At 74.4% G+C, this 17,935-nt stretch carries 15 protein-coding genes; 9 read left to right on the top strand and 6 right to left on the bottom strand.

Annotation, left to right across the window (positions count from 1 at the left end):
- Nucleotides 1-332: 332 nt before the first annotated feature.
- The 3 genes from ACIQCJ_RS13775 (at nucleotide 333) to ACIQCJ_RS13765 (ending at nucleotide 3,012) form a co-directional block, all read left to right on the top strand.
- On the top strand, nucleotides 333-1,331 hold the full coding sequence (locus tag ACIQCJ_RS13775) for a hypothetical protein (RefSeq protein WP_401308495.1): 999 nt from the start codon (nucleotides 333-335) through the stop codon (nucleotides 1,329-1,331).
- 133 nt (nucleotides 1,332-1,464) lie between these two features.
- The gene (locus ACIQCJ_RS13770; protein WP_402711464.1) at nucleotides 1,465-2,025 is read left to right on the top strand and encodes a GNAT family N-acetyltransferase; all 561 of its coding nucleotides are present in this window, start codon (nucleotides 1,465-1,467) and stop codon (nucleotides 2,023-2,025) included.
- 126 nt (nucleotides 2,026-2,151) lie between these two features.
- On the top strand, nucleotides 2,152-3,012 hold the full coding sequence (locus ACIQCJ_RS13765; protein WP_402711463.1) for an aminoglycoside adenylyltransferase domain-containing protein: 861 nt from the start codon (nucleotides 2,152-2,154) through the stop codon (nucleotides 3,010-3,012).
- 409 nt (nucleotides 3,013-3,421) lie between these two features.
- Here ACIQCJ_RS13765 and ACIQCJ_RS13760 read toward each other — a convergent pair whose 3' ends face one another.
- The 3 genes from ACIQCJ_RS13760 to ACIQCJ_RS13750 form a co-directional block, all read right to left on the bottom strand.
- Nucleotides 3,422-3,838, bottom strand: a complete 417-nt coding sequence (locus ACIQCJ_RS13760) for a hypothetical protein (RefSeq protein WP_402711462.1) — start codon at nucleotides 3,836-3,838, stop codon at nucleotides 3,422-3,424.
- A 72-nt stretch (nucleotides 3,839-3,910) separates the two neighbouring features.
- On the bottom strand, nucleotides 3,911-4,438 hold the full coding sequence (locus ACIQCJ_RS13755) for an NUDIX hydrolase family protein (RefSeq protein WP_355341772.1): 528 nt from the start codon (nucleotides 4,436-4,438) through the stop codon (nucleotides 3,911-3,913).
- Nucleotides 4,439-4,559: 121 nt separating this feature from the next.
- Nucleotides 4,560-5,300, bottom strand: a complete 741-nt coding sequence (locus ACIQCJ_RS13750) for an SAM-dependent methyltransferase (RefSeq protein ID WP_391163267.1) — start codon at nucleotides 5,298-5,300, stop codon at nucleotides 4,560-4,562.
- A 159-nt stretch (nucleotides 5,301-5,459) separates the two neighbouring features.
- On the opposite strand from ACIQCJ_RS13750, the gene ACIQCJ_RS13745 reads away from it, so the two are divergent.
- Together ACIQCJ_RS13745 and ACIQCJ_RS13740 are read left to right on the top strand one after the other, a co-directional pair.
- Complete coding sequence (locus tag ACIQCJ_RS13745; RefSeq protein ID WP_402711460.1) at nucleotides 5,460-7,025, top strand: PP2C family protein-serine/threonine phosphatase; 1,566 nt, start codon at nucleotides 5,460-5,462, stop codon at nucleotides 7,023-7,025.
- Between the two features lie 214 nt (nucleotides 7,026-7,239).
- Nucleotides 7,240-7,413, top strand: a complete 174-nt coding sequence (locus tag ACIQCJ_RS13740) for a hypothetical protein (RefSeq protein WP_402711734.1) — start codon at nucleotides 7,240-7,242, stop codon at nucleotides 7,411-7,413.
- 114 nt (nucleotides 7,414-7,527) lie between these two features.
- Here ACIQCJ_RS13740 and ACIQCJ_RS13735 read toward each other — a convergent pair whose 3' ends face one another.
- On the bottom strand, nucleotides 7,528-8,283 hold the full coding sequence (locus tag ACIQCJ_RS13735; RefSeq protein ID WP_402711459.1) for an SDR family oxidoreductase: 756 nt from the start codon (nucleotides 8,281-8,283) through the stop codon (nucleotides 7,528-7,530).
- A 193-nt stretch (nucleotides 8,284-8,476) separates the two neighbouring features.
- Between ACIQCJ_RS13735 and ACIQCJ_RS13730 the strand changes: the two genes are divergently transcribed.
- The 4 genes from ACIQCJ_RS13730 (at nucleotide 8,477) to ACIQCJ_RS13715 (ending at nucleotide 16,485) form a co-directional block, all read left to right on the top strand.
- Nucleotides 8,477-9,322 carry a helix-turn-helix transcriptional regulator gene (locus tag ACIQCJ_RS13730; protein WP_355341518.1) on the top strand — a complete coding sequence of 282 codons (846 nt, stop codon included), beginning with the start codon at nucleotides 8,477-8,479 and terminating at the stop codon, nucleotides 9,320-9,322.
- Nucleotides 9,323-9,621: 299 nt separating this feature from the next.
- Nucleotides 9,622-10,221, top strand: coding sequence for a sigma-70 family RNA polymerase sigma factor (locus ACIQCJ_RS13725; protein WP_401308476.1), 600 nt, complete (start codon nucleotides 9,622-9,624; stop codon nucleotides 10,219-10,221).
- Entirely contained in the window at nucleotides 10,218-11,639 is a 1,422-nt protein-coding gene (locus tag ACIQCJ_RS13720) for a hypothetical protein (RefSeq protein ID WP_402711458.1), read from the top strand. The genes ACIQCJ_RS13725 and ACIQCJ_RS13720 overlap by 4 nt, the downstream gene beginning before the upstream one ends.
- A gap of 58 nt (nucleotides 11,640-11,697) precedes the next feature.
- Nucleotides 11,698-16,485, top strand: a complete 4,788-nt coding sequence (locus tag ACIQCJ_RS13715) for an FtsK/SpoIIIE domain-containing protein (RefSeq protein WP_402711457.1) — start codon at nucleotides 11,698-11,700, stop codon at nucleotides 16,483-16,485.
- 61 nt (nucleotides 16,486-16,546) lie between these two features.
- On the opposite strand, the gene ACIQCJ_RS13710 is transcribed toward ACIQCJ_RS13715, so the two are convergent.
- Together ACIQCJ_RS13710 and ACIQCJ_RS13705 are read right to left on the bottom strand one after the other, a co-directional pair.
- A complete protein-coding gene (locus tag ACIQCJ_RS13710) occupies nucleotides 16,547-16,855 on the bottom strand; it encodes a WXG100 family type VII secretion target (protein WP_188282265.1) in 309 nt (102 codons plus the stop codon).
- Nucleotides 16,856-16,910: 55 nt separating this feature from the next.
- Nucleotides 16,911-17,813 (bottom strand): hypothetical protein, encoded by a 903-nt coding sequence (locus ACIQCJ_RS13705; protein ID WP_391045924.1) that lies wholly within the window; start codon nucleotides 17,811-17,813, stop codon nucleotides 16,911-16,913.
- Between the last annotated feature and the right edge of the window lie 122 nt (nucleotides 17,814-17,935).

Genomic DNA, 17,935 nt, shown 5'->3' with positions numbered 1-17,935 from the left:
GTCGCCGACGCGGCACGGTTCCAGCAGGCACGCGACGGACCCGCACTCGCTGGTCTGGCGCGCCGACAACCCGCATCCGGCGCTGGCGCGGGCGCGGTCCGCGGGTCCCGGACAGGGGCCGCGCCGTGCCGAACCGGCCGGGGACGCCGTACGTCCAGGGGCCGGATGGGCCGTGCGGGCCGCACCGGGCGAGGAGCGTGCGAGGGCGGCCACCGGACCGGTGACGTACCGGCGAGGGGACGGGCCACGTACCGGCGAGAGGCGGCCACCGTACCGGCGGGAGGCGGCCACCGGACCGGCGACGGTCGGGCGCCCGGCGTATTCTGCGTCGTATGTCCTGGACCAGCCTCTTGAGGGTGCGCCGCGCGGAGGGGGAGACCTTCCTGCTGCGCCGCAAGCGGGTCCCCGGCATCGACCTGTCCTACGGCGACGCGCGGCTCGCCGAGATCCGGGCGGCGGCGCGCGAGGGCGTCGAGCAGTGGCCGCTGATCCGCGCGCGACTGGCCGCCGCGACGGACGGCGAGGACCTGACCTTCCTGCTGGAGGGCGTGCAGAGCGTCGCCGGGGTGGAGCGGTGGATCGGCGACGTGATCGCCGCCGAGCCGGACGACGCGCTGCCGCTGCTGGTCTCCGGCGCCCGGCATGTCGCCTGGGCCTGGCACGCTCGTACGGGTTTCGCGGCGCGATACGTGTCGGACGAGCAGTGGGAGCTCTTCCGGGCCCGGCTGACCGTCGCCGAGGACCACCTGCTGGAGGCGGCCGAGCGCGAGCCGACCTGGGCGGCGCCCTGGTACTTCCTCCAGATCACCGGGCGCGGTCTCGGCGTCGGATCCGATGTCGCGGAGCGCCGCTTCGCGGCGACCTGCCGCCGCTCGCCCGGCCATGTCGCCGCCCACCGGCAGCACGTGCAGCAGCTCTGCCCGAAGTGGGGCGGCTCGTGGGCCCGGACGCACGCCTTCGCCCGCGAGTCGATGCTGACGGCCCCCGCCGGGAGCCCGATGGGCCACCTCGTCGCCCAGGCCCACCTGGAGGAGTGGCTGGCACTCGGCGGCGACGCGGAGTCGCCGTATCTGGCCGACGCCGACGTGGTCCGCGCCGTGAACGAGGCCGCCGCGCGCTCGGTCTACCACCCGGACTTCGTACGCCGCCGGGACTGGCCGCTGGCCTTCAACACCTTCGCGATGACCTTCGCGCTCGCCGGGGACCTCCGCCTCGCGCGTCCGCTGTTCCAGGTCCTCGGGGACCGGGCCACCGAGATGCCCTGGATCTACCTGGACGGCCAGTCGCCCCTGGTCCCGTTCCTCGCCTGGCGCGCCCGCGCCGACCGCTGACCCCGTACGCCCGAAGGGGTACGGACCCGCGCCGGGCGAAAACCGCTGGTCGCGGCGGCTCCCTTTGCGGTAGGTCTGCGGGGGCGCGTGCCGTGGAGCGGCGCCGCCGTGCGATGCCGACGTGGAGGACGAGATGTTCGCGATTTCCCTGGGAGACGACGCCGAGCTGCGCCCGCTGGAGCCGTGGCGGGCCGAGGAGTTCCTGGCCCACATGGACCGCGGGCGCGAGTACGTCGGACAGCACATCGGCCTGGCCGACGCCACCGCCGACCTGGACTCGGCGCGGAACTGGCTCCAGTCGTACGCCGACAAGACGGCGGCCGACGCGGGCCGCCTCTACGGCATCTGGCTCGACGGACTGCTCGTCGGAGGTGTCCTGTTCAAGGTCTTCGACGCGGCGGCTGGCAACTGCGAGGTGGGCTGCTGGCTCGAACCGGCCGCCGCCGGACGGGGGTTGGTCACCCGGGCGGCCCGCGTCATCATCGACTGGGCGGTGTACGAACGCGGCATCCACCGCGTGGAGTGGATGGTGTCGCCCAAGAACACGCCGAGCGTCAACGTCGCCAAGCGGCTCGGCATGACCCGCGAAGGACTGCTGCGCGCCACCTACCTCTACCGGGGCGTACGGCAGGACGCCGAGGTCTGGTCGATCCTCGCACCGGAGTGGCGCGCCGCCGGGCGGGACACCCGCTGACCGACCGACCGACCGATCGACCGCCCGCTGATCGACCGCCTGCTGACCGCCCGCCCGCCGTCCTCGTACCGGACGCCGGGCCGGCAGCGCACCGCGGCCCCGGGGCACCCGTGGCAGACTCCCCGAATGCTCCATCCCGACGCCGCCCGCCTCACCCGCCGCTATCTGTCCGCCGCCGACCGGCTGCTGCCGGGCCGGATCACCCACTTCTACGTGGTCGGCTCGGCCGCGCTCGGGGCGTGGCGCGCGGGCGGCAGCGACATCGACGTCGTCGCGGCGGTGGACGGCGGCTTCACGGCGGGGGACCTCCGGCGGCTGCGGGCGCTGCACCCGGTCGGCAACGCCACCCCCGTCGTACGGGCGCTGCTGCGGGCGCGGGTGACGGTCCCCGGCACGGTGAACGCGGTCTACGTGTCGGCCGCCGACCTCCGCCGACCGGTGACGGCCATCCGCCCGCTGGCCTCGCACACCGGGAACTCCTTCGCGCGCGGCCGTGCCTTCGACGTCAACCCTGTGGTGTGGAAGGTGCTGCGCGAACGCGGCATCCCGCTGCGCGGCCCGGCCCCCGGCACCCTCGGGCTCGACCCGGAACCGGAACGCCTGCGCGCGTGGAATCTGGAAAATCTGCACGGCTACTGGCACCCCTGGGCCGAGAAGGCGCTGGCCGGGAAGACGCCCGGCAAGCCGCTGGTCGCGGCGCGCTCGGCGGGACGTTCGCTCACCACTTGGGGCGCACTCGGGGTGTCCCGGCTGCACCGCACGGTCGCCACCGGGGACATCGTCTCCAAGGAGGGCGCGGGGGAGTACGCCCTGGAGACCTTCGCGCCGCGCTGGCACCCGCTGATCCGCACGGCCCTCGCCCATCGCCGCGCGGAGCCGCTTCCGGCCGGGCTCGCCCGCGACCCGGACCTCGCCGACCGGGTGCGGCGGCTCCGGCTGACCGGCGCGTTCGTCATGGAAGTGATCGCGGACGCCGACCGGCTCTGAGGACCGCCGCCGCCGAGCAGCCGTCCAGCGGTCGCCCCCCCCGCCCCCTCCTGGGGGCCGTCACGACCCGGAATCCCGGCACGACCGGCCGTTAGCCCGTGCCGCGCCCTGCCGCCGTACAGGCGACCCCTGTCACCTGTCAGGAGCGGCAGGCGCGGGCCCGCTCCTACCTCGGCGCCGTGGCCCCCCAGGCGCTGGCGCAAGCGCAGGGCCAAGCGGCGCCGAGCGGCCGGTCGCATCCGTACACCGAGACGTACGCGACGGGCACAGCCGCCGGTACGACGTCCCGTACGGCCTCCGGTGCGATGTCCGGTATGGCCTCCGGTGCGCGGACTGCGTACACCGACCTCGACCGGCTGGTGCGGACTTTGAACGTGCCCGGCGGCCCGGTCAGCAGGCTGACGGACCGTCAGGGGCGGTCCAGGGTGATGGAGTTGACCGGGCCGAGGTCGTAGTGCCAGGCGCCGCCCGCCACCAGGTCGTCGACGACCTGGCCGGTGCCGTTGTAGCCCGTCCACAGCCTCGCCCGGGCGCCCCCGGACTGGTTGTTGAGCACGTCGTGCCACCCGTACTGATTGCTCAGGTTGTGGGCGCCGTAGCTCCAGTACACGAAGCTGGGGTGGTCGTTGCCCCAGTCCGTGTCGTTCGGGTAGACGCAGACGGCGCCGTACGGGCAGCCGTGGACCGTGCCGCCCGCCGCGTCGGCCTGCGCCGCGCCGACCGTCCCGACGGCCGCCACCGAAAGTGCCAGCGCCGCCACGCCCCGCATGACCTTGCCCATGTCGCTCTCCCTCTCCTCGCGGAACCGGCCCTTCGAGGCCGCCACCAGCACCGTAGGAAAGGGGAACGGCCCGCCGCTCCTGACAGATGACAGGAGCGGCGGGCCGGGACCGGACCGTCAGGACAGGCAGCCGACGCTCGCCAGGGCCTGCCGGAGCAGGACACCGCGACCGCCCGGCATCTCCTGCTGGAGCTGCGGCGAGGACGCCTCCTGCGGGGTGAACCACACCAGGTCGAGCGCGTCCTGGCGCGGGCGGCAGTCGCCCGCGACCGGTACGACGTAGGCGAGGGACACCGCGTGCTGCCGGGGGTCGTGGTACGCGGTGACCCCCTCGGTCGGGAAGTACTCGGCGACGGTGAACGGCTGCGGGGAGGCCGGGATCCGGGGCAGCGCCACCGGGCCGAGGTCCTTCTCCAGATGCCGCAGCAGGGCGTCGCGGACCCGCTCGTGGTGCAGCACCCGGCCCGACACCAGCGTGCGGCTGATCGTCCCGTCGGGCCCGATGCGCAGCAGCAGCCCGATGTGGGTGACTTCCCCGCTGTCGTCCACCCGCACCGGCACGGCGTCGACATACAGGATCGGCATACGTGCGCGCGTCAGCTCCAGTTCGTCGGGAGCCAGCCAGCCGGGCGTGGTTTCGGTCATGTCAGCCATCCGCTGATCGTACGTCGCCACCCGCCCGCGCACAGGCCCGGGAGCCGAACCGGACCCGTGCGGTCCGCTGTCCGGACCTGCGCGGTTCCCGGCCCCGCCGCGATCCGCACCCCTAGCCGCTCTTGCGGCCCACGCCCGCGTAGACCCAGAACTCCGAGGGATTGTCCGGGATTTCGTCGGCCGGATCGGGGCGCCACAGCGGGACGTAGACCAGTCCCGGCGGGACCAGGTCGAAGCCGGTGAAGAGCGCGGCGATCTGGTCGTGGGAGCGGGCGGTGACCGGAGAGGTGGCCTTCGACCGGTAGAGCTGGCCGACGGCGGCGGCGGTGCCGGGGCGGTCCTGGTCGGTCGCGTGGCTCAGCGCGAGCCAGCTCCCCTCGGGCAGCCCGTCGCGGTAGGCGGCGACCAGTCCCTCGGGGTCCTCCGCGTGCGTGATGAAGTGCAGGATCGTGATCATCAGGACGGCGACCGGCTGGTTGAAGTCGATCAGCTTCCGTAGCTGCGGCGAGTTCAGTACGTCGTCGGGCCGCCGGATGTCCGCGCTCACGATGTCGGCGTCCGGATTGTCCGCGAGCAGCGACGCGCTGTGCGCGACGGCCACCGGATCGTTGTCCACGTAGATCACCCGCGTGCCCGGCGCGATCGACTGCGCGACCTCGTGGACGTTGCCCTGCGTGGGGATGCCGGAGCCCAGATCGACGAACTGCCGGACGCCCGCGTCGACCAGATAGCGCACCGCCCGGCCCAGGAAGGCCCGGTTCGCCCGCGCCAGCGCCCGCACCTGCGGGTCGATGGCGGTGAAAGCGGCCAACGCCTCCCGGTCTATGGCGAAATTGTGCTCCCCGCCGAGCATCGCGTCGTAGATCCGCGCCACGCTCGCCTTGGCCGGATCCACGCCCTCCGGGACTTCTTTGCGTCCGGTCACCACAAGTCCCTTTCGACGGCCGCGTCTTGAACGGTCATCATAGAATCCTGGTGACGGGGCGCTGCGGGGTGCGTACGTCGCCACCGGGTGGTTTCGGCCGCCCGCCGCAACGGCTCGGCGGAAGGCACGACCCTGCGACACGAAGCGCACGAACAGCCCGAGGACAGCGCCCTCGAGGACGCGCCGGGGGCCGCTTCCGCGTTCCGCGAGAAGCCGCCGCCCCCGCGCCGCGGGCGGCTGGCGGTCGGTCCAGCGGCCGATGTCATCGGTTCCGCGCTCGATCTGCATATGACCGGAAACCATGTCGTCCACGCGATGGCGCCCGGATTCTGCGACGCCGCCTCCGTCTATCTGCTGGAGCGCTGGCTCGTCGACGAGAGCGCGGGGACGTCCGCCGATCCGCCGCAGATCGAGGCCAGACGGCTCGCGCTGCGGATGGGCGCGGCGGCGGCCGAGAGCACCGAAGGCGTCCTGCCGATCGACGAGGTGCTGGTCTTCCCGCGCCAGACCCCGTACGCCCGCGCGCTCGCCACCGGCCACGCCCAACTGCTCGACGCGGTCGACACCCACACCTTCGACCGGCTCGCCGCCTCCGGACGCGGCGACGCCCGCATCCACGACCTGTTACGCACCGCGTCCTTCCTCGTGGTCCCCATACGCCTCCAGAGCGCCGTGATCGGCTTCATCGCCTGCACCCGCGGCCCGCACCTGCCGCCGTTCGGCCTGGAGGACATGGCGGGCGTCGAGTCGCTGGCCGCGCGGGCCGGGGTCGCCCTGGACAACGCCCGCCGATACGAGCACGAGCGCCGTACCGCGCTGGCCATCCGCAGGAGCATGCTGCCCGACACCGACCGGACCTTCGAGGGCTGCCGCGTCGCCCACGACTACCGGCCCGCGGGCCCGCACGACATCATCGGCGGCGACTGGTTCGACGTCCTGCCCAGGCCCGGCGGCCGGGTCGGCCTGATCGTCGGCGACGCCATGGGACACGGCCCGGAAGCCGCCGTCGCGATGATCCAACTGCGCACCGCCGCGCGGACATTGGCCGCGCTGGACACCGATCCGCGTGAACTGCTGCACCGGCTCGACGCCCTCGCCGCCGACACCCCCGACGCCTCTTTCGCCACCTGTGTGTACGCCGAGTGGGACGCGGAACAGCACACCTGCACCCTCGTCGGCGCGGGCCACCCGCCGCCGCTGATCCGCGCACCGGGCGAGGCCGCCCGCCCCGTCCCGCTCGGCGCCGGACTGCCGCTGGGGCTCAGCGCCTGGAGCGCCGAGCCCTCCGTGCTGGAGATCCACCAGCCCACGCTGCTGCTGCTCTACAGCGACGGCCTGATCGAGAGCCGCCGCTCCGACATCGACGCCGGTATCGCCCGGCTCGCCCGCTCCCTCGACCACGGCATAGGCGAACGGGCGCCGGGCGGCCCGGTCATCGGTGCCGACGGTGCGGACCGCGCCCCAACCGGCCCCGGTACGGATCCCGTTGGCGGCGCCACCGCCCGCGCCGCCGCCGAGGCCGCCGCACTGGCCGAAGTCGACGTCGGCCAGGAGCAGTTGCAGTCCCTCTGCGACACCCTCCTCCGCGACCCGCCCGCCGACGCCACCACGGACGACCGCACGGTCCTGCTGGCAGCGCTGACACCGGGATAGGCCGCGGGCGCGCTTGCCGTGAAGGGGCGTCCGCCTGACGGTGCCTGGCGCGCGGCCGGATTCCGTGAGGCGCTTCCGGCGGTCGTGCTGACGGTCGTACCAGCGGGCTGACACGGCGGCCTGACACCGGGACACGCGCGCGGGCGCGTGCTTTACGCGAAGCGCCCGGTGGCGCCCGGCGCGCCGTCGCGCACCGGCAGGTGGCTCCACGGCGCTGCTCGGCCAGATCGCCACGGGACGGACGGCCGACGCGAGCCACGTCCGCTGCGCCGACTTCGACGGCGACGGGAAGACCGACTCCATCCTGATCGGCGCGGGCGGCGAGATCTCGGCGTGGCTGAACCGCGGCGGCGACGGCCGCGTCGCCCTGGGCCCGGTCATCGGCTGACCGCGCGCCCGAGGCCGTACGGCCGTGTGTGTGTACGCGCGGCCGTACGCGACGGGCCTGGTCGCGGGGCCCGAGGCCGTACGGCCGCGCGCGACGCCCGCTCGAAGGGGCCGGTCAGACGATGCCGCCGTTGGCGCGGACGACCTGGCCGTTGACCCAGTGACCGGCCGGGGAGGCGAGGAAGGCGACGACCTCGGCGATGTCGGCGGGGGTGCCGAGCCGCTCCAGCGGGGGCTGGGCGGCCAGGCGGGCGACGGTCTCCTCGTCCTTGCCGTCGAGGAACAGGTCGGTCGCGGTGGGGCCTGGCGCCACCGCGTTGACGGTGACGTCCCGGCCGCGCAGCTCGCGAGCGAGGATCAGCGTCACCGCCTCGACCGCGCCCTTGCTGGCGGCGTAACCGGCGTAGCCGGGGAAGGACAGGCCCAGCACGGACGTGGAGAAGGTGACCACGGCGCCGCCGGGGCGCACCCTGCGGGCGGCCTGCTGGGCGACGACGAAGGTGCCGCGGATGTTCGTGCGGTGCATCGCGTCCAGCTCGGCCAGGTCCAGCTCGGCCACGGTCGACAGCGCCATGCGCCCGGCGGCGTGCACGACGACGTCGACACCGCCGTACGCGGACTCGGCGGCGTCGAAGAGCGCCGCGGCGGCCGTCTCGTCGGCGATGTCGGCCTGGACGGCGAGCGCCTGGCCGCCGGCCGCGGTCACCTCCTCGACGGCGTCCTCGGCCAGGCCGCGGTTGCCCGCGTAGCCGATCACCACGGCGTGGCCGTCGGCGGCCAGCCGGGTCACCACCTGGCGGCCGATGCCGCGTGAGCCGCCGGTGACGACGGCGACGCGCGGCCGGGAGGGGGTTTCGGGGGTGGTCGTCATGGGGGGCTCCTGTACGGAAACGGGGGCGGTCGGGCGGGCGGACCGCCCCGGCGTTCGTACGTCCTGCCGGGGGCCGGTCCGCTTCCCACTGTCGGTCGCTTCCACGCGGTCAGCCAGGGCTGAGCCCACCCAGGGGTTGCCGTCCCCTGGCTGCGGCCTGGCCCCGCCGGGCGCGGCGAGTGACGATGGAGGGGTGAATCTTCCCGAGCTGGCGGCGTTCCTGAAGACCCGGCGCGACCGGATACGGCCGGACGCCGTGGGGCTGCCCGCCGGGCCGCGGCGGCGGGTGCCGGGGCTGCGCCGCGAGGAGGTCGCCCAGCTCGCCGGGCTCTCCGCGGACTACTACACCGAGCTGGAGCGGGGCCGCGGCGCCCAGCCCTCGGCCCAGACGCTGGCCGCGCTGGCCAGGGCGCTGCGGCTGACCACGGACGAGCGCGACCACCTGTTCCACCTCGCCGAGCGGCCCGTGCCCCCCTCCGCGCACGGCTCGGCCGCCCCCGTACAGCCCGCGCTGCTGGGCCTGCTCGACCGGCTGACCACCACCCCCGCCCAGGTCATCTCGGACCTGCACGAGACGCTGGCGCAGAACGAGCCGGCCGCCGCGCTCCTCGGCCGTCCACCCGCCGTACGCGGCCCCGCCCGCAGCTTCGTCTTCCGCTGGTTCACCGATCCGCGGGCGCGCGGGATCTACCCGCCCGAGGACCACCCGCACCACTCGCGGGTCTTCGTCTCCGACCTCCAGGCGGTCGCGGGCCAGCGCGGCCGGGACACCGAGGTCGCGCGGATGGTCGCCCATCTGCGGCGTGAGAGCGCCGAATTCGCCGCTCTGTGGGACGCCCACGACGTGGCCTTCCGCCGCACCGACCACAAGCGGATCGTCCATCCGTCGCTGGGCGTCATCGAGTTGGACTGCCACTGCCTGTTCAGCGAGGACGGCCGGCAGCGGCTGCTCTGGTTCAGCGCCGCCCCCGGCACCGAGGGCGCGGAGCAACTGGAGCTGCTCTCGGTCATCGGCACGCAGGACATGACGGCGCGGTAGGGCGGGGCGCGGCAGGGCGGGGTGCGGCAGGGCGGGGCGCGGCAGAGCGCGGGGCGCGGCAGGGCGCGCGGACGCCCTCGGCGCGAACGGCGGCGTCCCCTTCGCACGGACCGCACCTGTCTCGGGTGCCCGCGAACTCCTCCCAGCTCAGAGGGTGTTCGGCGGGCCGCTAGCGCCGGGGCAGCTGATTCGCATGGGAGTCATGTGGTTGTTGCGCGGTGTTCATCGGGGGTTCTCGGACGGTGACGACCGGCCGCCTACTGTGATCGGGAGAGCTGGCAGGCAGAAAGGGAACTGTGGTGAAACCGACACAGGATCTTCCTGACGCACTGTCAGGCGGTGAGGTCTCCGGCGAGGCGGGCGGCTTAACCGGCCCCTCCGTCGCGGGCGGTGAACTGGCCGCCGCCCGGCTGCGCGGCGAACGCGAGGCGCTGCTGCGGTACGTGGCGAAGCTGCTCGCCCCCGACCTGCGGCACGCCGAGGACGTCGTGCAGGAGACCCTGCTGCGGGCGTGGCTGAGGGCCGATCAACTGGACTGGCAGGAGCGGCCGATCAGGCCCTGGCTGTTCAGGATCGCGCACAATCTGGCCGTCGACACCTGGCGCAAGGACCGCGCGATACCCGTCGGCAGCGCGGCCGACGTCCGCCCCGACACCGCCGACTGGGACGACCTCGCCGACCGCGTGGTGGACCGGCGGTGGCTGCAACAGGCGATGCGGCGACTGCCCTACGCGCACCACGAGGTACTGGTGCACGTGCACATCTACGGACGCGGCAGCGAAGAGGTCGCCGACGTCCTCGGGATACCCCGCGGGACCGTCAAGTCCCGTACCCACCACGCGATCCGCTCGCTGCGCCGCGAGCTGGGTGTGCTGGAGAACGAGGAGACGGCCGCATGACCCGTCCGCAACCGGCCGTCGTCGAGCTGGCGGGCGGGCCCCTCCAGGTGTTCACCGACCACCGGGGCGCCATCTGCACGGTGCTGGGCGTCCTCGGCCTGGTCATCGCCGTGCTGGTCCTCACCAACCGGTCGGTCCGCCGGATCGGCGGATGGCGCGTGGTGCGCCGCTGGGTGCGCCGCGAGAGCCGCCTCACCGCGAACGCCTTCACCGCGCCGCTGCGCGGATGGGTCCGCTACCGGCGGCAACTCCGGCTGCTGGGACGCCTGTTGGACGACCCCGGCGTCTGGCGGACCGGGGAGCGCGCGCTGCGCGCCGCCCACGCCGCCGCCCCCGACCGCTGCCGCCCGTACGGCGTGCTGGTCGGCGACGGGACCGACGCCGGTCTCGTCGGGGTCCTCGTCGCGGGCCGGGACGTCCCCGAACCGCCGCCGCCGTGGGTCGCCGACGACCGCGACCCGCGCGTGTGGTGGAGCGCGTACGAGGAGTGGCACGACCTCCAACCCGCCGGACTCGCGGGCCGGTTGGCCCTCGGGGAAGGCGCCGGCTGGGAGCAGGGGCCGGTCGCACCGCCCGTACTGATCGCTGCCGTCGGCGTCGAGGGGGACCGCGCGGTCTTCCTCGACCTCGCCTCGGGCGCGCCGGTCACCTCGCTGGACGGTGACGAACGCGTCGCCCGCCCGCTCGTCCACGCGCTCGCCGCCCAGCTCGACCGGCGGCTGCCGCCCGGCGCCGTCACCGTCGCCGACGGCGTGCACCCCCGGCACGCGGGGCCGCCCGTCGCCCAGGCGCTGCGCGACGCCGCCCGGTGGAGCGACACCCACGAAGGCCCCGCCTTCGTGGTCTGCCAGGGCCCGCTCCCCGACGCCGCCGACCTCGCGGGCGCCGCGGGGCCGCGCGTGCTGGCGTACGGCAGGACGCACGGCCGCGCCCGGCTGCTGGACGTGGACCGCGACGGACTGCTCACGGTGCACGGCACACCGCTGCGGGTCCGGGCGACATCCGTGCCGCGCGCGGTGGCCGCCGCGATCGGGTCGCTGCCGCCGTACGAACCGCCGCCGCTGGCCGCGCCCGTCCGCGCCCCGGCACCGCACGCGCACGTCGAACGGGCCGAGGAGCCGGGCCCGGTGGGCGTCTCCGCGGTATCCGCCGCGAGCGCGCCGTCCACAGAATTCGCGCGGGGCGTCGGCCACGCCCAGGTGACGCCCCGTCAACGCAGCGGTGGCGGAGCCGAGTCGGGCCCGATCGGCGTCTCGGCGTCGGCCGCCGCCGGGCCCGGATCCGGCGCGACCCCGCCGGGGGGACGCGCCCGCACCGGACCCGCCGCCGGTGAGTCCGCGGGCGGAGCCGGGACACTCGACGCCGAGTCCGTGGGCTCGGGAGCCATGACCACCGCGCCCGCCCCGCGCGGCGACTGACCGCCGACCGACCGTTGACCGCCGCCCCCGGCCGCCCCCACCACCCCGGTTGGACATCGTGAAGCTGACTCTCACCACCGTCGACGCCGTCGGCACCACCGCGGGCGCCGTGCACCGCGACCACCTGCTGGAACTCCCCGACGGCTGCACCGTGGGCGACCTGGCCGAGGCGCTGCGCGTCCGGGCCGACGGCACACCCGCCACCGCGGGCCGCCCCGGCGCGCCCGCGGCGGACCCGGCACGCCCCGACGGCCCGGCGGACCCCGACGCGGGCCCCGCCCTCCACCTCGGCGCCGCACCGCTCGCCCCCGAGGCCCCGATCCGCGACAGCGGCATCCGCGAGGGCAGCGTCCTCGGCGTCGGCGGCGCCCCGCCCGACCCCGACCCGCTCGCGGGCCGCGTCCAGCCCGCGCCCGGCGAACCCGTGCTCGCCGAGGTGCACAGCGTCTCGGGCCCCGGCGCGGGCCGCAGTTGGCAGCTCGCGCAGGGCAGTTACGAGATCGGCACGGACGCTCGCTGCGCGATCCGGGTCCGCGGCGCCGACGCGCCCGAGTACGGGCTGTGGGTGACGATCGCCGCGGACGGCAGCGCGTACTGGCACCGCGAGCGCGCCGAGGACCGGATCGACGGCGGCTCCGTACGGCTCTGCGTCCCCGTCCCGCCCTCCGACGTCGACCCGCTGACCGGCACCGCGCCCGACCGGACCACACCCGAGGAGCGGATGGACGCGGCGCGCGCCGTGGACGAGGCGGAGAAGGCGGCGCGGGCCGCGCGGAAGGCGGCCAGGAAGGCGGCGCGCGGACCGGCCGCCGACCCCCGTACCGTCGCGGCCCGTACGCCCGCGCAGGCCGACACCACCGCCCGCCGTGAGGCCGACCACCGCACCGCGTGGCCGGTGGACGTCGACCTGGCCGTCGGCACGACGCTGCTGCGCATGGTCGCCCCCGTGGAGGCGGACGCCGCGGTCGCCGACTCCGCCGACGGCATCGGCGTCGACTTCAACCGGCCGCCGCGCATCGCGCCGCACCTGGACGCCGAGTCGCTGCGCCTGCCGTCCCCGCCGGGACAGCGCGTCCGCGTGCCGTTCCCGCTGCTGATGATGTTCGCGCCGGTCGTGCTCGGCCTGGTCATGGTCGGCATCTTCCACTCGTACTTCTACCTGGTGTTCATCCTCTTCACGCCGCTGATGGCGATCTCCAACTGGGTGATGGGCCGCCGCAACAACCACAAGACGCACGTGGAGTCGCGCCGCCGCTACCGGGCCCGCCGCCGCGTGGTGGAGCGGGAGATCCGCGCGGCCGTCGTACGCGAGCGCCGGGTGCGCTGCGACACCGGACCCGACCCGGCGGCCCTCGGCCTGATCGCCACCGGACCCGGCAGCCGGCTGTGGGAACGCCGCCGCCGCGACCCCGACCACCTCGTGCTGCGGGTCGGCACCGTCGACATGCCGTCGGTGAAGGCGATCGAGGACCCGGCGCAGGACGAGAACCACCGCACCGTGCGCTGGAATCTGCCCGACATCCCGATCGGCGTGGAGATCACCGAACTCGGCGTCGTCGGCGTCGCGGGCACCGCCGCGCCCGTCCAGGCGCTGGCCCGCTGGTGCGTGGCCCAGTCCGCGGTCCTGCACAGTCCGCGCGACCTGCGGATCGTCGTGCTCACCGAGCCGTCCCGCGCGCAGGAGTGGGGCTGGGTGCGATGGCTGCCGCACCTGCGGCCGTACTCGCCCAACGGCCCGGTCGTGGCCATCGGCAACGACCCGGAGAGCGTCGCCAACCGCGTCTCGGAACTGGTCTCGCAGATCCAGGCACGGCAGCGGGCGCTCGGCTCGTCCATCGGACGCGCGATGTTCACCGCGCCCGACATCCTCGTGATCGCCGACAGCGCACGGCAGTTGCGCGACGTGCCGGGCATGGTGCAGATCCTCACCGAGGGTCCGCCGGTCCGTGTCTTCAGCCTCTGCCTCGACGAGCAGGAACGGCTGCTGCCCGAGGAGTGCGGTGCGGTCGTCACCGTCTCCGGCGCCGGTCTGACGGTCCGCAGGACTGGACTGCCCGAAGTCACCGGCGTACGGCCCGACCTGGTCGCCTCCGCCTGGTGCGAGCGGGTGGCCAGGGCGCTCGCGCCGCTGCGCGACGTCAGCCCGGACAACGACAGCGGACTGCCCGACGAGGTACGGCTGCTGGACCTGCTCGGCCAGGAACCGCCGGACGCGCGGGCGCTGGTGGACCGCTGGACCAGGCGCCCGGCGACCACCACCTTCGTACTGGGCACCGGATACGACGGGCCGATGTCGCTGGACCTGGTACGCGACGGGCCGCACGGCCTGGTCGCCGGGACCACCGGATCCGGCAAGTCCGAACTCCTCCAGTCCTTCGTCGCCTCCCTCGCCGCGGGCAACCGCCCCGACGAACTCACCTTCGTACTGGTCGACTACAAGGGCGGCAGCGCCTTCCGCGAGTGCGCCAACCTGCCGCACACCCTCGGCATGGTCACCGACCTCGACGCGCACCTCGTCCAGCGCGCCCTGGACTCGCTCGCCGCCGAACTGCGGCGCAGGGAACGGATCCTGGCCGAGCACGACGCCAAGGACCACCCCGAGTACCGGGCCAAGCGCGCCGCCGCCGCTGCCTCCGCCACCGACCCGCAACTCCCGCCGCTGCCGAGGCTGCTGCTGGTCATCGACGAATTCGCCACGCTGGTGCGCGAGGTGCCGGACTTCGTCACCGGGCTGATCAGCATCGCCCAGCGCGGCCGGTCGCTCGGCATCCACCTCATCCTCGCCACGCAGCGCCCGGCGGGCGCGGTCACCGCGGACATCAAGGCCAACACCAACCTGCGGATCGCGCTGCGCGTCACCGACATGGTCGAGAGCCAGGACATCATCGACACCGGCGACGCCGTGCACATCTCGCCGAGCACCCCGGGACGCGCGCTGGTCCGCTACGGACACCGCTCGGCCGTCCCGTTCCAGTCCGCGTGGGTCGGCGCGGAACGCCCCGCCGAAGAGAGCGAGGACCCGGACGGCCGGCCGCGCCCCGCGCTCGCCCGCCCCAAGGTCCACGCCGCGGAACTGTCCTGGACCCGGCTCGGCCGCCCCGCCGCCCTGCCCGCGGGCGACGACGACACCCCGCAGGAGCAGGGGCCGCTCGCGCCCACCGACCTCCAGGTCCTGGTGGCGGCGGTGCGCGAGGCCGCCGACCTGCTCGACGACTACGAGCCGCAGCCCAGCCCGTGGCTGCCCGCCCTGGAGCCGAAGGTGCTGCTGGAGGAGCTGCCCGCGGTCGAACGCCCCGGCGCCACCGGCCTGAAGACGCTCCCGCCGCCGTTCCCGTACGCCCTGGAGGACATCCCGCAGCTCCAGGAACGCCGGGTCGCCACCGTGGACCTGGCCACCTTCGGGCACCTCTACGTGATCGGCGCCCCGCGCTCGGGCCGCACCCAGGCGCTGCGCACCATCGCGGGCTCCGCCGCGCGCACCGCCCGCCTCAGCGACCTGCACATCTACGGGATCGACGCGGCGGGCGGCGGACTGGCCGCCGTGGCCGCGCTGCCGCACTGCGGAGCCGTGGTGTCCCGGCACGACTTCGAGCACCTGGAGCGCCTTCTCGGCCGCCTGGTAAGGGAGTTGACCGAACGTCAGGAGGCGTGCTCGGCGCGGAGCTGTTCCGGGCTCAACGAACTGCGCGACCTGCTGCCGGAGGCGGAACGGCCCGCGCACATCCTGCTGCTCGTGGACGGCTGGGACGCGCTGTCCCCGCTGATCGACGACTACGACAACGGGCGGCTGCTCGGCGACATCACCCGCCTGCTGCGCGAGGGCGCGGCCGCGGGCATCCACGTCGTCGCCACCTCGGAACGCTCCCTGATCGCGGGCCGGATCGCCGCCCACAACGACCACAAGCTGCTGCTGCGGCAGGCCGACCGCAGCGACTACAACCTCATCGGCATGCTGCCCAGCCAGGTCCCCGCGTCCGTCCCCGACGGCCGCGGCTGGCACATCGTCAGCCGCACCGAGACGCAGATCGCGCTCCTCGACGCCGACGACAGCGGCCAGGGCCAGGTCGAGGCGCTGCGCAGGATCGGCGCCGCGGCCACCCGGCGCGCGGTGAACGTCCCCGACGACCGGCGCCCGTTCCCGGTCGCCCCGCTGCCCGCGGTGGCCGACTTCTCGGAGGTCTACGAGAAGGTGCCCGCCAATCTGCGCCGCCCGATGTGGGGCCTGCTGGGCGTCGGCGGCGACGGCGCGGGCGCGGTCGGCGTGGACTTCGCGCAGGGCGCGCCGTCCTTCCTCGTCGCCGGGCCACCCGGCTCCGGGCGCAGCAACACCCTTGCCTGCCTGGCCGTTTCGCTGCTCGCGGGCGGCACCTCGCTGGTGGTGCTGACCCCGCGCGAGTCGCCGCTGCGGGCGCTCGCCCGGCACCCGCAGGTCCGGCTGCTGACCGAGCCCGACCCGTCCGCCGACGCCGTGCGCGAGGCGCTGGACGCGATGGCGGGACCGCGCGTGGTCATCGTGGACGACGCCGACCTGGTCGCGATGGGCGGCGCGGAGAAGATCCTCAAGGACATCGTGGTCTCCGGAAGGGAACGCGGCATCGGCCTGCTCGCCGCCGGTCCCGCCGACTCCCTCTCGCTGGGCCTGGGCAGTTGGCTCACCGCGGCCAAGCGGTCCCGGCGCGGCCTGGTCCTCGCCCCGCGCAACATGTCCGACGGCGACCTGATCGGCGCCCGGCTGTCCATCAGCGCCGTACGGTCGCACGCCCGCGCGGGCCGCGCCTGGACCTCGGGCCCCGGCGGCACGGCGCTCACCGTGCAGGTCCCGGTCACCACGCTCAAGACGTCCTGAAACGCACAAGCGCCGGGCTCCCGTACCAACGGGAAGCCCGGCGCGGGTGCGTGACGGGCCGTCAGCCGTTGGCGGCGTCGCGGATCTTCTTCGCCAGGTCGGCGTCGTTGTCCGCCATCGACTGCTTGATGCCGCGGAACTGCTCCGCGAAGTCCTTGATGCCCTTCACCGCGAGCAGCAGGCTGGAGTTGAACTTCTCGTACGACTCCTTCAGCGCCGCGCTGGACTGCTCGAAGACCATGCCGTCGTCCAGCAGGTTGTTCACGTCGGTGCGGAGCTGGTTGAGCATCGGGACGATGTTCTCGTTGGCGGTGTCCAGCTTGGACGAAGTGGTCTCGATCTTCTCGTAGTCGAGGGAGATGTTGGGCATCGCGGGTGTGCTCCTCGCGGGTTGACGGGCCGGGCTGACGGGCAGGTTGACGGCGCTAGTAGCCGATGTAGTCGTAACTGGGGTCGGGTTCTTCCTCGCTGTCCACCACGCCGTCGCCGTCCTCGTCGCCGACGAGCTTCCACTCCGCACCCGCCCCGGTGCGCGTGTAGTCGCTCTCCTTGCCGTCGCCGTCGGTGACGGCCATGGTGCCGCTGCCGTCCTCGTTGATGTGGACGTCGGAGTGCGCCTTGCTGCCGTCGGCGTAGACGGTGTCCGTGATGTACGACCGGTGGTCGTCCTGGTACGTGGTGGTCGAGGTGTACGTCTGACCCGCGCCGGTGGTGACGGTGGTCTTCTCCGTGACGACGTTGTAGTCGTCGTCCAGGGTCAGTTGGGTGTGTACGGTGCCGCCGTCCGCGGTGGTCAGCGTCTTGTCGGTGGGCGGCGCGCCGGGGTCGGTGGGCTCGGGCCCCGGGTCGGACGCCGAGCAGTACGCCGGGGCGGTCTCGCCCGGCGCGACCTCGCAGGAGTCCGGATTCGCCTGGTACTGCTCCCACAGGTCGTGGTCCTTGACCCACTGGTCGTGGCCCAGCCACGCCTTGTGCTTGGCGACCCAGTCGCTCAGGCCCATGTCGGCGCTCATGATGCCCGCGCCCTCGGCGATCTGCGCGTCCATGTTGAAGAAGCCGTCGGCCACCGCCCCGAAGGTGTCCCCGAGTTGCCGCAGGTCGTCCTCGGCCTTCTCCATCGGGTGCTTGGAGCGGTAGTACAGCGTGCTGAAGGCGGCGGTGAGCTGGGCGTCGCCGAACACGTCCTGCGCGTCGCCCGAGTCGTCGTTGCCGAGCGTGGCGTAGTCGCTGTTCTTGAGCGTCGGCCCGATCTTGTCGGCCAGCTCGTGCAGGTCGTTGCGGGCGGTGTGCAGAACGGTGTAGTCGAGCGCGAAGTCGACCAATGCCATCTCCTCCTTACGGGTGTCGGGCGCTGGGCGCCGGGGGCCGCCGGGGTCACCGGAACCAGCCGGTCCGACATGTTCACGTACCAGCGGTCCCCGCGGTTCACCCAGGTCCGGGACGTGGGTCC

Origin of the sequence: Streptomyces sp. NPDC093221 (assembly GCF_044753885.1) — a bacterium.
Taxonomy (GTDB): domain Bacteria; phylum Actinomycetota; class Actinomycetes; order Streptomycetales; family Streptomycetaceae; genus Actinacidiphila.
The sequence above is the reverse complement of the archived record's forward strand: the minus strand, read 5'-3'. Positions and strand labels throughout refer to the sequence as shown.

Excerpts from the sequence above, each read along its gene's own strand:
- ACIQCJ_RS13735 (WP_402711459.1), bottom strand. The coding sequence starts at position 8,283 with ATGACGACCACCCCCGAAACCCCCTCCCGGCCGCGCGTCGCCGTCGTC.
- ACIQCJ_RS13750 (WP_391163267.1), bottom strand. The coding sequence starts at position 5,300 with ATGCTCGGCGGGGAGCACAATTTCGCCATAGACCGGGAGGCGTTGGCC.
- ACIQCJ_RS13755 (WP_355341772.1), bottom strand. The coding sequence starts at position 4,438 with ATGACCGAAACCACGCCCGGCTGGCTGGCTCCCGACGAACTGGAGCTG.
- ACIQCJ_RS13710 (WP_188282265.1), bottom strand. The coding sequence starts at position 16,855 with ATGCCCAACATCTCCCTCGACTACGAGAAGATCGAGACCACTTCGTCC.
- ACIQCJ_RS13770 (WP_402711464.1), top strand. The coding sequence starts at position 1,465 with ATGTTCGCGATTTCCCTGGGAGACGACGCCGAGCTGCGCCCGCTGGAG.
- ACIQCJ_RS13720 (WP_402711458.1), top strand. The coding sequence starts at position 10,218 with ATGACCCGTCCGCAACCGGCCGTCGTCGAGCTGGCGGGCGGGCCCCTC.
- ACIQCJ_RS13775 (WP_401308495.1), top strand. The coding sequence starts at position 333 with ATGTCCTGGACCAGCCTCTTGAGGGTGCGCCGCGCGGAGGGGGAGACC.
- ACIQCJ_RS13705 (WP_391045924.1), bottom strand. The coding sequence starts at position 17,813 with ATGGCATTGGTCGACTTCGCGCTCGACTACACCGTTCTGCACACCGCC.
- ACIQCJ_RS13765 (WP_402711463.1), top strand. The coding sequence starts at position 2,152 with ATGCTCCATCCCGACGCCGCCCGCCTCACCCGCCGCTATCTGTCCGCC.